Genomic DNA, 12139 nt, shown 5'->3' with positions numbered 1-12139 from the left:
ATGAGACGTGGCGGCTTAAAAATCAGAATATTAATAGGTTTAGCAATTATAGCTTTTGCATTTTTTAAAAAATGTAATAATAAAACGCTAAACCCATATACCAATAGAGTACAAAATATTAATATGACAAGTGATCAGGAAATCGCAATTGGACTACAAAGTGCTCCTGAAATGGCCCAACAACATGGAGGATTATACCCTGATCAAAAATTGCAAAGCTATATCGATATGGTTGGAAACAAATTAGTCAATTCGAGTATGGCAAAACAAACCCCTTACAAATATGAATTTCATTTATTAGCCGATCCTAATACCATTAATGCTTTTGCATTACCAGGAGGGCAAATATTTATAACCTATGCTTTATTATCCAAATTACAAAATGAAGACCAGGTTGCTGGTGTATTGGGTCATGAAATCGGTCATGTATTAGGAAGACATTCTGCAGAAAGAATAGCAGAGCATGAATTCTGGAAAACGATATCTACCGGAGCTTCAGTTGGTGCAGATGCTGGTGGAATCGTAAATGGTATCGGACAAAATGTTTTATTAAAAAATGGCCGTGGTGATGAATTAGAAAGTGATAAGCTAGGCGTTTTGTTTATGATTAATTCGGGTTATAATCCCGAAGAAATGATTGGCGTAATGAAAATTCTAAAAGCTGCTGCCGGGCCTAACCGTGTTCCCGAATTTCAAAGCTCCCACCCCGATCCTGAAAATCGTATAGAAAAAATCAAAGAGGCAATACGAGAATATAGCAGTGTACAATAAAAAACCATTGCCTGTTCATATCAACAAGCAATGGCTTCTATACTTATGACAATTTCTCTAAAAGAGCTATTGCGTCCTTAGCATTAGATTGCTTTGCAAATTTCATTGCTGTATAGCCTTTGCTATCTTTAGCTTTGATATTTGCTCCATTTTTCACAAGCAGTTTAATAATATCTGCACGGTTATATCGTGCAGCATACATAAGTGGTGTCATTCCGTCAGATTTTTGATTAACATCACTGCCGAATTCAATTAGTTTTTTTACAGTCTCTAAATCTCCTTTTACAATTGCCATACAAAACGGACTTGTCTTATATGTTGTAAGATCGTAATTATGACTAGCAGTAGTCACATTTGTTTCTGTAGCTAAACTTACAGAAGTAATACACATAACCAATAAGGTTGCTAAAACTGTTTTTTTCATGATGAATTGATTTTAAGTTTATTTGATTGACTTATATACAGTACGACCTTAGAATCGGTATCATGTTACATCTCCTTTTGCCAAATAACAGGATTTTAACTTTCTTATAACAAAATATTTTGATAAAAACGATTCGTTTCTATACAATAAACCCGCCTACCATTATAAAAATGATAGACGGGGTTTATATTGGTTTAAAAACTAATTCTGAGTAATTACTTTTTCTTAAGCTCTAATAACAAGGCTACAGCTTCTTTGGCTCCAGATAATTCTGCATATTTCATTGCATTATAACCTTTCGCATTTTTAATATTGATTTTTGCTCCATTAGCAACCAAAAGCTTAATGATCTCTAATCGGTTATATCGAGCAGCATACATAAGAGGTGTCATACCTTCTGAAAACTTATTTACTTCACTCCCTAATTCGACCATTTTCTTTACCATTTCATAATCGCCTTTAGCGATTGAAATACAAAAAGGAGATACATTAATAATTTCTGTTTTTGCAACCTTATATGCATTAAGGTTTTTCACGGGATCGTTTGCTAAAACCAGACCAACCGTCATACACATTACTAAAATTGATAGCTTTTTCATTTTTTTTATCTTTATAAGTTCATTATTGATTTGTGCAATGCCAAAATTTGATGGTGCAAATGAATTACATTATTCTCATAAAAAACTGCATAATTTTAAGAATAACTTACTTTTAACCTTCCCTACACAAATTCGTTAATAATTTCACAAAAACTACGTGTCAGTTAATATTACAAAAAGGTATAAATCATATAGGAATAACATAAGCTTTTTGTGTGCTTGTAGCCGAAGTTGTAACTTTGTTTCTTATTTCATTTTTTTGAGATTTTAGACTCAAAAAATAACCAACCAAAAACCTTAATTAAGAATACATTATGAACAAAAAAGTAATCCTGATGATCCTGGATGGATGGGGAACATCACCGGATCCTAAAGTATCTGCAATTGATCATGCAAACACTCCGTATATCGATAGTTTATACACTCACTACCCTAATGCTTCTTTACGTACAGACGGACTTCATGTAGGTTTGCCAGATGGACAAATGGGAAACAGTGAGGTTGGTCATATGAACCTTGGGGCTGGTAGAATTGTATATCAGGATTTGGCCAAAATCAATATGGCAGTTAAAAACAACACCTTAAAAGAAGAATCTGTTCTTCTGGATGCTTTTCGCTATGCCAAAGAAGAAAATAAAAATGTTCATTTACTGGGTCTGGTAAGTGATGGTGGAGTTCACTCTCATATCGATCATATTAAAGGATTACTTGACGCAGCTCACTCTTATGAATTAAAAAATGTTTTCCTTCATGCATTTACCGATGGTCGTGATGTAGATCCGAAGTCTGGTAAAACTCACATCAAAAATATTCAGGATTATATGTCTAAAACTACAGGTAAACTAGCCTCTATTGTAGGAAGATATTATGCTATGGATAGAGATAAAAGATGGGAGCGTGTTAAATTAGCCTATGATCTTTTGGTAAATGGTATTGGAGAACCTAGCACTGATGCCCTCGACAGTATTCAGAATAGTTACGACAACGACATTACCGACGAATTTATCAAACCAATTATACTTCAAGAAAATGGAGTTTCGGTCGCTACCGTAAACGATGACGATGTTGTAATTTTCTTTAATTTCAGAACAGATCGAGGTAGAGAGTTAACCGAAATGCTTTCTCAAAAAGATATGCACGAGTATAATACCCACAGGCTTTCTTTACATTATGTTACAATGACCAACTATGATGAAAACTTTGAAGGTATTAATGTTATTTATAATAAAGATAATATTACCGAAACTCTTGGAGAAATCATTTCTAAAGCCGGTAAAACTCAAATTAGGATTGCTGAAACAGAAAAATATCCCCACGTTACCTTCTTTTTTTCTGGAGGACAAGAAGAACCTTTTGAAGGAGAATCCAGAATATTAAGAAATTCTCCAAAGGTAGCAACATATGATCTTAAACCCGAAATGAGTGCTTTTGAATTAAGAGATGCTTTGGTACCAGAACTACAAAAAGGCGATGTTAATTTTGTATGTTTAAACTTTGCAAATGGTGATATGGTAGGGCATACAGGAGTAATGGAAGCTGCTATTAAAGCTTGTGAAGCCGTAGATCAATGTGTAAAAGATATAGTAACTACCGCTCTAGATAATCAATACGCTACCATCCTGATTGCAGATCATGGTAATTGCGAAACTATGATTAACCCAGATGGCACACCACATACAGCCCACACAACTAATCCCGTTCCTTTTATCTTAATCGATAATGAGCAGATACAAATAAATGATGGAGTTTTAGGAGATATTGCTCCAACCATTCTTGATCTTATGGGAATAGAAAAACCTAAGACTATGACACAAGATTCATTACTAAAATAGCATTCAAAAGGATACTATAAAATAATTTCTTTTTTTGAAGCAAGTCGCATAAAAGAGTGTTTTTATGCGACTTGTGTTTTTCTGTCTTTTTATTTTTCAAAATTCTTTTGTTACCTTAACATAGATTATATGTTTTTATGTAAATAAAAAAAGTAGAATTAGTACGCAGCGAAACCCAATATTCTTGGTTATACATTATATGAGTTAAGCACTAACCCTTATTCATGAATAAAAAAGAACAAGACAGACTAGTAAAAGCCTGTAAAAAGGGTAATCGGGATGCCATGGAAAAAATATACAATACTTTTGCACCGCGAATGATTGCGGTGGGTCTTCGCTATTGTGTAAATCAATCTGACGCAGAAGACATTGTACAAGAAGCTTTTATCAAAGTATTTAAAGGTATTCAAAAATACCGTCATAAAGGAACGCTAGGGAGTTGGATTGAAAGAATTGTTGTGAATTGTGCCATTGATCATTGGCATAAAATGAAAAAAACGATTCATATAGATCATGAAGATTTCATTAACAAAAATGAGGTACAAGAACTAGAAGAGCCCGAAAAAGACTATCTATCTAAGGAAATATCAATAGAGAGGCTACGAATCTTTATTAGTGATTTACCCGAACAGTATCGCTATGTTCTAAACCTCTATGCCATAGAAGGATATTCTCATAAAGAAATAGGAGAAATGCTTAATATTAAAGAAAGTACATCAAGATCTAACTATACCAGAGCAAGAAAGAAGCTATTAGAGCGTATGAGGAATAATGGAGTTGTAAAGTTTTAACGTTTAAAACCTAAATGAGTAACAAATGAAAGATGATAAAGACCTTTTAAAACCGCTTTTACAAGCAAAATTTAAAAGTGATTCGATTATACCATCGAAGGATAGGTTTGATGACATATACAATGCAGTACAGGAAGAAAAGGTTAAACGCAATTATATACCTTGGTATGAAATAACTGTTATTGCCGTATTACTTTGCGCTATATTCATTCTGTATTACGTAATGAATGACACTACTTCTAAAAATACCGAAATCACTCCATCACACCAAGAAAACATTGATTCTGTCGAACCAAAAAATGTTCAAACAACAATTCAAATAGAAGAGCAACCAAAAATTATTGAAGTCAAACCTGTAGAATCGAATACAGAAAGTAAGCCTGTGAAAACTTCTAAAACAGAAACTTTTTCTATAGATTCTACCATTTTAGAACCAGACGAAGAAAGTAACGAAAAAGGATTTATTGGGGTATCCTACATTGCTTCAGAAAAATATGCTTCAACAAAAAGCACCAAGTATATTAAGCTTCCCGATTCGAGTACGATGGTAATGAGAAAAAATAGCAAAGTTAATTTTAATACTTCGATACAAAGCTATAGAAGAGTTGATCTTGTTGGTACTCTATTCTTTTCAATACAGAAAAATGAATCAAAACCATTCGTGATACACGGAAACTATTGTAATGTTCGGGTTAGCGGAAATTCTTTTGCAATATCTGTAGAAAAAGATGCCGATTATATAACGCTTATTGAAGGTTCTGCAGAAATAATTCATCGAACAACTGGTAAAAAACAAAATGTAATTTCGGGGCAAAGTTTTAGTATCACCCCCCAAGGAATTATGCTTCTTAAAAGATCTCCAAATCAATTTGCCTGGAAAACTGGTGTTTTACATTATCAAAACATTAGCGTGAACCAAATTATAAGTGATTTGGGTGAAAACTTCGATGCCAAAATTAGATTAAAACGCAGTCCTCTACTCGATTGTAAATACACGGGATCTTTTAGCAATGCAACTACCAAAAAAGTATTGAGTGAATTAGCTAAGAAATTCAACGTAAGAATAGAAAAGGAAGGTGAGATTTTTATACTTATAAGAGAAGGTAATTGTGCAAATTAAAAATTTGTATAGCGCAAATATTTTCTTTGTAAACTCTAAAAAGATATTTTAACACATCTGATTCTTTTAGTACTTCTTACTATAAATACAACCCGTTGTTCATTTGAGGTTTTTTAATTCGAAATTCGTCAATTCGAGTGCTTCGATCAAAGGAAGAAGTGTATTGAGCCCTTCGATATACTCAGGATGACAAGAATTTTGAATTAAAAAAGCTATTCTCGATAATTCTACAGAGCTTGCCGAAGTACATTTTTTCTTCATTCTATTTCGAAAAACCATTCGAATTGACGCTTTTTTATGTTATTAATTTCTAAATGCACAACGGGTTATAAATACATTATTTGTATATTAAAAAACCGGCCTATAAAATGTTTTATAGGCCGGTTTTTTTAAACTTAATCTATTATTTATAGATCAAAAGTTATCGTCCCTTCTATTGAAGTAAGTATAACCTCACGATCACAGGTTCCGTCGCCAAAATTAATATTAAAATTAACTCCAAAATTACTAGAATAGTCTTGTGACCCCTGCACAGGATATTTATAAAAATCTAATCCTTCAAAACATGCTGCTTTATATACTATTGGAGATCCATCAACAGATTTTGTTTTTATAAAGAATGGTTTTTTTAGATTTTCTAATGACGAAGATTCTTTTAAAGTAATAACCTCTTCTTTTGTAAAACGGTTTTGAAAAGAAAAATTTCTATTGGTTGTATACTGATATGTTTCTCCATCAGGAGCTGTAATAACTCCATCTATTTTTACATCAAATACCGGAATATCATCGGTGCTTTGTTCTTCATTTTTTTGAGCTACTCTATACCCATCAAAAATATATCCCCGATCGTATTGCACATTTTTAAACACTGCAGAATCCTTAAATTTAGATGGTAAATCCTCGGCTACATAGTATTCTAAACTACCTGTCCAATCGTCAAATTGACATTGGTCTCCTGCATCATTAAAAATCAATTTACTGTAATGACCATATTCCGAAAAACCCAGAATAGGTTTTTCCTGATAAGGAATTAATAATTCAATAGAGAAACAGGTACCTTTACTATTTTTAGAGGAATTTTTAAGATCTAAAGAAGCCTGTTCCGAAATTTTCCCAAAATCATCCATAGCCAAGTTCACGGTTTTACTCAATTCGAATGTTTCTTTATTATTTTGTTCAGAAACATTATCATCAACATCATTTTTAGTACAACTCACTACTAGGCCAAAAATCAGGGCACAAATCAATAATTTTTTCATGGTTTTCTTTTTTTAAGTGAATATTATCTTTGTTTTCTATCTATTAAACCCCAGAAAAATAAAAACGCTGCGTCGATACTTCATTATTTGTTAAACTAGTATCAAATCACTGGATCAAGCATTAGAATTTATATAAATTGGCAGAGCAAACAATTGTGGATCAAAATGAAAAAAATATTTTTTTTAGCTATTACCGGTTTTCTTTTTTCTTGCGGAAGTACTTCTACTGTTACAAATGATAAAAATTCTAATGCAGAACTAATGAAAAGTAATCAACAGCAAGTTTCAACTGAAAAGAAAAATAGCTCTAAATCAGATTTTTTAGTCGGCAAACAAGATCGAAAAGCATTAGAGCAAGAGCCATATGGAAATTGGTTTAATGCTAATTACAAAAATTATACTGTCGATACCAGAACTGTAGAGAAATTATCTCCATACCTAAAAAGTATTACGATTAAAGCTTTTATGGGCACTTGGTGTAGTGACAGTAAAAGAGAAACTCCCACATTTTATAAAATACTGGACGCTTCTAATTTTAGTTATAAAAATCTGGAATTAATAACAGTAACAAAATCTAAAGATACTCCCGAAGGTTTTGAAAAAGATTTAGACATTATGCGAGTGCCAACCTTTATCTTTTATGAAAACGGAGAAGAAATAGGGCGTTATGTAGAATTTGCAAGAGAAACCCTCGAAAAAGACATATTGGCAATTGTTTCTGAACAACCTTATAAACATTCTTACGAAGATTAAATAATTCGATGACACCAAAAGAGAAATTAAACACACTTGGACTCCAATTACCTGAAATATCAGTTCCGGGAGGGTCTTATGTATCTGTAAATATAAGAGGTAATATTGCCTATGTAGCTATTCAATTTCCTATTCAAAATGGTGAATACTTATATCAAGGCAGATTAGGAGATACCGTAACAACGGATCAAGGATATGAAGCTATGAAATTATGTGCTCTTAATGTTCTTGCCCAGATAGATAAAAAAATTGGCTTTGATGCTATTGAAGGACTCAATCATATTGATGCTTACTTTCAGTCGGGTGCTCATTGGGACGATTCTCCTATTGTAGTAAATGGCGCTTCAGATCTATTTATTAAGATACTAGAAGAAAAAGGTACACACACAAGAGCAATTTTTGGAGTGGATAAGTTACCTCGAAATTTTTGTGTAGGCCTAACTACTTCATTTACATTAAAAACCACTTAAAAGTACTCTAACCAATAGCGTAAAAAAGTGAAATATCAAAATAGAGGGTGCTGTTGAACAGAACAAGCATTATTCTTTGTAAATTTGCCTTCTTTTATCAAGGAATTGTTTACATATGATTATTACTAAAACACGTGAAGAAATAGAATTAATGCGAGAAAGTGCATTAATTGTATCTAAGACATTAGGGATGTTAGCCTCTGAAGTTAAACCTGGGGTAACTACGCTACAGTTGGATAAACTTGCAGAAGAATTTATTAGAGATCATGGTGCAATTCCTGGTTTTTTGGGATTGTACGATTTCCCAAATACCTTATGCATGAGTCCTAATGCTCAAGTGGTTCATGGGATCCCGAATAACAATCCATTAGAAGAAGGTGATATTATATCTATTGATTGTGGTGCTATTAAAAATGATTTTTATGGAGATCATGCATATACATTTCCTGTAGGTGAAGTATCAAAAGAAGTAGAACGTTTACTTCGTATTACTAAAGAATCGCTATACGTTGGGATTGCCGAGTTTAAAGTTGGAAAACGAGTAGGTGATGTTGGATATGCAATCCAGAAGTTTACCGAAGAAGCCGGTTATGGTGTAGTTAGAGAATTAGTAGGTCATGGTTTGGGTAGAAAAATGCATGAAGATCCCGAGATGCCTAATTATGGACGTCGCGGTAAGGGGAAAAAGTTTATCGAAGGTATGGTCGTTGCTATAGAACCTATGACAAATATGGGAACACATCGTATCAAACAACTACAAGATGGTTGGACTATTCTTACGGCAGACGGGAAACCAAGTGCTCATTTTGAGCATGACGTAGCTATAATCGACGGAAAGCCTGAAATTCTCTCGACCTTTAAATATATCTATCAGGCATTAGGCATTGAGTCTAATGAAGAAGATGCCTTTAGACAAGAAGTATTGACTGTATAGTATGTATTCTTTAAGTACTCAAAGTCTGCTTTGTGTAGCTTTTCAAAATGAAAAAACTATTTAAATTCATACTTAATACCATCCCCAGACCACTATTGATTCGGTTGAGTTATATGGTGCGTCCCGTACTATCATTATGGTTACGAGGGAATACTTATACCGATCCAATTGATGGTAAAAGTTTTTCTCGTTTTTTGCCTTACGGATATGGCACACAAAGAGACAATGTGCTATCTCCTTCGACTTTATCATTAGAACGTCATAGGTTACTTTGGTTATTTCTAACTCATGAAACCGAATTTTTTACTACTCCTGCAAAAGTATTACATTTCGCTCCAGAGCAGGCTTTTTATAAAAGATTTAGAAATTTAAAACATCTCGATTATACTACTACTGATCTTAACTCCCCGTTAGCAGACGTAAAAGCAGATATTTGTAATTTACCCTTTGCAGATGGTGAATATGACATTATTTTTTGTAATCATGTTTTAGAACATATCCCTGATGACACTGCAGCAATGCAAGAAATTTTAAGGGTTTTAAAACCAGGTGGAATGGCCATTCTTCAAATTCCTCAGGATCTAAATAGAGACACAACCTTTGAGGATGATAGCATTACAGATCCACAAGAACGCGCCAGAATATTTGGTCAATATGATCATGTAAGAGTTTATGGTCGAGATTATTTCGAAAAATTAAGAGCTATTGGTTTTAAAGTTGACGAGGTAGATTACACTAATATTTTATCAAAAGAATGTGTAACAAAATACTGTCTTGCTCCTGGAGAAATCCTTCCTGTTTGTTATAAGCCTTAATACTTACTTTTCAGGAAAACCATTTATAGTTAGTGTTTTTAATTCTTTATTTTGATCTTCATAAATAAAGAATGCTTTGAGTTCTTGATGCGTTTCTAAGAATTTTTTTGAACCTTCTAATCCCATCGACATTAATGCAGTCGCATATGCATCTGCTTCCATACAGGTATTGGCAATAATAGAAACCGCTAGAAGATTTGATTTTAATGGGTATCCCGTTTTAGCATTCAAAATATGAATATATCGCTCTCCATTTTCATCAATTTTATACTTTCTATATCCGCCAGAAGTCGCCATAGCTTCATCGTGTAATGAAATTACTTTACTATAGGATTGTGTGTCATCAAAATTAGGATCTTCCACCCCTATTCTCCATGGTTTTTGTTTAATTACATTACTTCCTTTACCTCTAATCTCCCCTCCTATCTCAACCAGGTAATTCTTAAACCCCTTGCTTTCAAAAAATTCAGCAAAAACATCTACTCCATATCCTTTTGCCAATGCATTAAAATCGATATATGTTTTAGGATCATTTTTTACAATTTTATTCTCTTTCAGTATTACTTTGTGTAAACCAACCGAGAGCAATAAACTATCTATTTTAAGACTATCTAAAGAGGCTATTTTTCCTTCTGGTCCAAAATCCCATGCATTTACCAAAATCCCAATTGTAGGATCAAAAGCTCCATTTGTTTCTTTATGTATCCTTTTAGAAGCATCAAATACTTTTATAAAATGTTCATCAATCACTACAGTAGTATCGCCAGAGTTTATTCTCGATATATCAGAATCCTTACTATAAGTAGACATTGATCTGTTGATCACATTTATCAAACTATCATATGATTTTGAAAAATCATACTCTTTATCATCTATAAACTGAACTGAAAACGTGGTTCCAAAAGCTTTTCCATTCGTATAATTAAGGTGTAACTTAGATTCCTTTTTGCATGAGAAAAATATCCCTATTAATACAACTATCCCTATTTTTCGAATCATAATTTTAGTTCAGATGAGTTTCAATGGTTTGTAGTCCTGCGTATTCCAAAATATATTCTTCGTTTAAAAGTACCGGTTTATTTGGGTTTTCAGAATTTTGTAACCCAACACCTGCATAGAACACTTTTGCTTCTTGTTCTATAGCGTGTTTTTTAAACGACTCCATCCAGATCATATCATAATTATGAGGGTTATCTGGATACGAAACTGCTTTAACAAGTACAAAATATCTTTGATTAGATTTATCAATACACACAAACTGAGGATGTTTTCCCAAAGTGCTATTAATAGCAATAAATTCGAAGCCTTTTTTTTCTAATTCTTCACCTACAATATTCATTGCAAGGTTATGTAATTCTTGTTTAGTAAGTATTCTGGTCATAGCGTTGCAAAGATATTATTTTGGAAATATAATTCTGAATTATACAACGAGTAAATTTGTAATCTTAATTCACCCCTCCTGTTAACCTTTCTTTGCTTACCTCAACCGTAAAAAAGAAACAAAACTGCTTCTACATTTTGTATTCGTTACTCGATATTCAGCATTCATTCCGGCTTCATTTTTTTTTACTTTAGTATTTTACATTTTCACTTTTAAAACCGGTTCTCGATAGTTCTGCTTAGCCTGTCGAAGTACTATTTTTCTCCATTATCATTGCGAAAAATCACTCGAACAGACATATTTATATCATTTACCTACCGTATATATTGTAAATAATAGTATAAAATATAGCCATTATTTTACGCATTCAGAGAAATTATTGTATGTTTAATGTGATAATTTGATAGTCCTGAAAACGTCTGTAGAATTATCTTTTTTAGTGTATTAAAACTCTTAACGTTTTTTAATTATAATAACCGTATTAAACATACCCTATGGAAAATAAAATTACTTTGGCCGGATTAGATTTCGTAATTAATTTTTGTAATAAAATAAATGCCCAACCTATTCCCCTGGCAGAAGTCCCACAACAATCTTTAGCTAATATATATGCCAATCCCAAAGGAGAAAGACATTATATTGTTAATATCATTTCATTTTTACCCGTTAAACTAGATCCTTTAAAAGACACCAGTAGTGGTTTGTTTTTAAATGAAGAAAAGACCATATTTTTTAATTACAACGGAGTTACAGATGTAAAAACCACTATACATACTGAAAGTGGTTTGGTCGTTTCCCGGGATTTTAATATTGTATATGATTCTACAGATCCTATTCCTTCAGAATTTGATATGTACCATATACAGATAGATTATAAAATCACATCTCTAAGAACACAGAGTGTAGAAGCTATTGTAGTACATGATAAAAACCTAGATCCTGAAACCGATAGGGGTACAGTGACTACTCCTGTAACGAGTGGACAATAAA

Annotated in this window: 15 protein-coding genes; 9 read left to right on the top strand and 6 right to left on the bottom strand. The window is 32.8% G+C overall.

Going from position 1 to position 12139, the window contains the following annotated elements; translation table 11 throughout:
* On the top strand, window positions 1-771 hold the full coding sequence (locus NNL09_RS12810) for a M48 family metalloprotease (RefSeq protein WP_196910877.1): 771 nt from the start codon (window positions 1-3) through the stop codon (window positions 769-771).
* Between the two features lie 43 nt (window positions 772-814).
* On the opposite strand, the gene NNL09_RS12805 is transcribed toward NNL09_RS12810, so the two are convergent.
* Together NNL09_RS12805 and NNL09_RS12800 are read right to left on the bottom strand one after the other, a co-directional pair.
* Window positions 815-1195, bottom strand: a complete 381-nt coding sequence (locus NNL09_RS12805) for an ankyrin repeat domain-containing protein (RefSeq protein ID WP_025664951.1) — start codon at window positions 1193-1195, stop codon at window positions 815-817.
* A 215-nt stretch (window positions 1196-1410) separates the two neighbouring features.
* Complete coding sequence (locus NNL09_RS12800) at window positions 1411-1794, bottom strand: ankyrin repeat domain-containing protein (protein WP_025664952.1); 384 nt, start codon at window positions 1792-1794, stop codon at window positions 1411-1413.
* 314 nt (window positions 1795-2108) lie between these two features.
* Here NNL09_RS12800 and gpmI point away from each other — a divergent pair, with 314 nt between their 5' ends.
* From gpmI to NNL09_RS12785, 3 genes are all read left to right on the top strand, one after another.
* Window positions 2109-3626, top strand: coding sequence for a 2,3-bisphosphoglycerate-independent phosphoglycerate mutase (gene gpmI, locus NNL09_RS12795; protein WP_196910876.1), 1518 nt, complete (start codon window positions 2109-2111; stop codon window positions 3624-3626).
* A 224-nt stretch (window positions 3627-3850) separates the two neighbouring features.
* Window positions 3851-4417, top strand: a complete 567-nt coding sequence (locus tag NNL09_RS12790; RefSeq protein ID WP_025664954.1) for an RNA polymerase sigma factor — start codon at window positions 3851-3853, stop codon at window positions 4415-4417.
* Between the two features lie 25 nt (window positions 4418-4442).
* The gene (locus NNL09_RS12785; RefSeq protein ID WP_196910875.1) at window positions 4443-5537 is read left to right on the top strand and encodes a FecR family protein; all 1095 of its coding nucleotides are present in this window, start codon (window positions 4443-4445) and stop codon (window positions 5535-5537) included.
* Window positions 5538-5636: 99 nt separating this feature from the next.
* On the opposite strand, the gene NNL09_RS12780 is transcribed toward NNL09_RS12785, so the two are convergent.
* On the bottom strand, window positions 5637-5798 hold the full coding sequence (locus NNL09_RS12780; protein ID WP_196910874.1) for a hypothetical protein: 162 nt from the start codon (window positions 5796-5798) through the stop codon (window positions 5637-5639).
* Window positions 5799-5944: 146 nt separating this feature from the next.
* Window positions 5945-6796, bottom strand: coding sequence for a hypothetical protein (locus NNL09_RS12775; RefSeq protein ID WP_196910873.1), 852 nt, complete (start codon window positions 6794-6796; stop codon window positions 5945-5947).
* A 165-nt stretch (window positions 6797-6961) separates the two neighbouring features.
* Between NNL09_RS12775 and NNL09_RS12770 the strand changes: the two genes are divergently transcribed.
* The 4 genes from NNL09_RS12770 to NNL09_RS12755 all read left to right on the top strand — a co-directional run bounded on the left by NNL09_RS12770 (window position 6962) and on the right by NNL09_RS12755 (window position 9768).
* Complete coding sequence (locus NNL09_RS12770) at window positions 6962-7549, top strand: thioredoxin family protein (protein WP_196910872.1); 588 nt, start codon at window positions 6962-6964, stop codon at window positions 7547-7549.
* An 8-nt stretch (window positions 7550-7557) separates the two neighbouring features.
* Window positions 7558-8019 carry a RidA family protein gene (locus NNL09_RS12765; RefSeq protein ID WP_025664958.1) on the top strand — a complete coding sequence of 154 codons (462 nt, stop codon included), beginning with the start codon at window positions 7558-7560 and terminating at the stop codon, window positions 8017-8019.
* 115 nt (window positions 8020-8134) lie between these two features.
* Window positions 8135-8953, top strand: a complete 819-nt coding sequence (gene map, locus NNL09_RS12760) for a type I methionyl aminopeptidase (protein ID WP_025664959.1) — start codon at window positions 8135-8137, stop codon at window positions 8951-8953.
* Between the two features lie 47 nt (window positions 8954-9000).
* Window positions 9001-9768 carry a class I SAM-dependent methyltransferase gene (locus NNL09_RS12755; protein WP_196910871.1) on the top strand — a complete coding sequence of 256 codons (768 nt, stop codon included), beginning with the start codon at window positions 9001-9003 and terminating at the stop codon, window positions 9766-9768.
* A 3-nt stretch (window positions 9769-9771) separates the two neighbouring features.
* On the opposite strand, the gene NNL09_RS12750 is transcribed toward NNL09_RS12755, so the two are convergent.
* Both NNL09_RS12750 and NNL09_RS12745 read right to left on the bottom strand, forming a co-directional pair.
* The gene (locus NNL09_RS12750) at window positions 9772-10767 is read right to left on the bottom strand and encodes an FAD:protein FMN transferase (protein WP_196910870.1); all 996 of its coding nucleotides are present in this window, start codon (window positions 10765-10767) and stop codon (window positions 9772-9774) included.
* Window positions 10768-10771: 4 nt separating this feature from the next.
* Window positions 10772-11149: a hypothetical protein gene (locus tag NNL09_RS12745; protein ID WP_025664962.1), complete on the bottom strand. Its 378-nt coding sequence runs from the start codon at window positions 11147-11149 to the stop codon at window positions 10772-10774.
* Window positions 11150-11643: 494 nt separating this feature from the next.
* Here NNL09_RS12745 and NNL09_RS12740 point away from each other — a divergent pair, with 494 nt between their 5' ends.
* Complete coding sequence (locus NNL09_RS12740; RefSeq protein ID WP_196910869.1) at window positions 11644-12138, top strand: hypothetical protein; 495 nt, start codon at window positions 11644-11646, stop codon at window positions 12136-12138.
* Window position 12139 lies beyond the last annotated feature (1 nt).

Origin of the sequence: Aquimarina sp. EL_43, from assembly GCF_943422735.1 — a bacterium.
Classification (GTDB): domain Bacteria; phylum Bacteroidota; class Bacteroidia; order Flavobacteriales; family Flavobacteriaceae; genus Aquimarina; species Aquimarina megaterium.
The sequence above is the reverse complement of the archived record's forward strand: the minus strand, read 5'-3'. Positions and strand labels throughout refer to the sequence as shown.

Excerpts from the sequence above, each read along its gene's own strand:
- NNL09_RS12780 (WP_196910874.1), bottom strand. The coding sequence starts at position 5,798 with ATGAAGAAAAAATGTACTTCGGCAAGCTCTGTAGAATTATCGAGAATA.
- gpmI (WP_196910876.1), top strand. The coding sequence starts at position 2,109 with ATGAACAAAAAAGTAATCCTGATGATCCTGGATGGATGGGGAACATCA.
- NNL09_RS12785 (WP_196910875.1), top strand. The coding sequence starts at position 4,443 with ATGAAAGATGATAAAGACCTTTTAAAACCGCTTTTACAAGCAAAATTT.
- map (WP_025664959.1), top strand. The coding sequence starts at position 8,135 with ATGATTATTACTAAAACACGTGAAGAAATAGAATTAATGCGAGAAAGT.
- NNL09_RS12800 (WP_025664952.1), bottom strand. The coding sequence starts at position 1,794 with ATGAAAAAGCTATCAATTTTAGTAATGTGTATGACGGTTGGTCTGGTT.
- NNL09_RS12775 (WP_196910873.1), bottom strand. The coding sequence starts at position 6,796 with ATGAAAAAATTATTGATTTGTGCCCTGATTTTTGGCCTAGTAGTGAGT.
- NNL09_RS12805 (WP_025664951.1), bottom strand. The coding sequence starts at position 1,195 with ATGAAAAAAACAGTTTTAGCAACCTTATTGGTTATGTGTATTACTTCT.
- NNL09_RS12745 (WP_025664962.1), bottom strand. The coding sequence starts at position 11,149 with ATGACCAGAATACTTACTAAACAAGAATTACATAACCTTGCAATGAAT.
- NNL09_RS12750 (WP_196910870.1), bottom strand. The coding sequence starts at position 10,767 with ATGATTCGAAAAATAGGGATAGTTGTATTAATAGGGATATTTTTCTCA.
- NNL09_RS12810 (WP_196910877.1), top strand. The coding sequence starts at position 1 with ATGAGACGTGGCGGCTTAAAAATCAGAATATTAATAGGTTTAGCAATT.
- NNL09_RS12740 (WP_196910869.1), top strand. The coding sequence starts at position 11,644 with ATGGAAAATAAAATTACTTTGGCCGGATTAGATTTCGTAATTAATTTT.
- NNL09_RS12790 (WP_025664954.1), top strand. The coding sequence starts at position 3,851 with ATGAATAAAAAAGAACAAGACAGACTAGTAAAAGCCTGTAAAAAGGGT.
- NNL09_RS12770 (WP_196910872.1), top strand. The coding sequence starts at position 6,962 with ATGAAAAAAATATTTTTTTTAGCTATTACCGGTTTTCTTTTTTCTTGC.
- NNL09_RS12755 (WP_196910871.1), top strand. The coding sequence starts at position 9,001 with ATGAAAAAACTATTTAAATTCATACTTAATACCATCCCCAGACCACTA.
- NNL09_RS12765 (WP_025664958.1), top strand. The coding sequence starts at position 7,558 with ATGACACCAAAAGAGAAATTAAACACACTTGGACTCCAATTACCTGAA.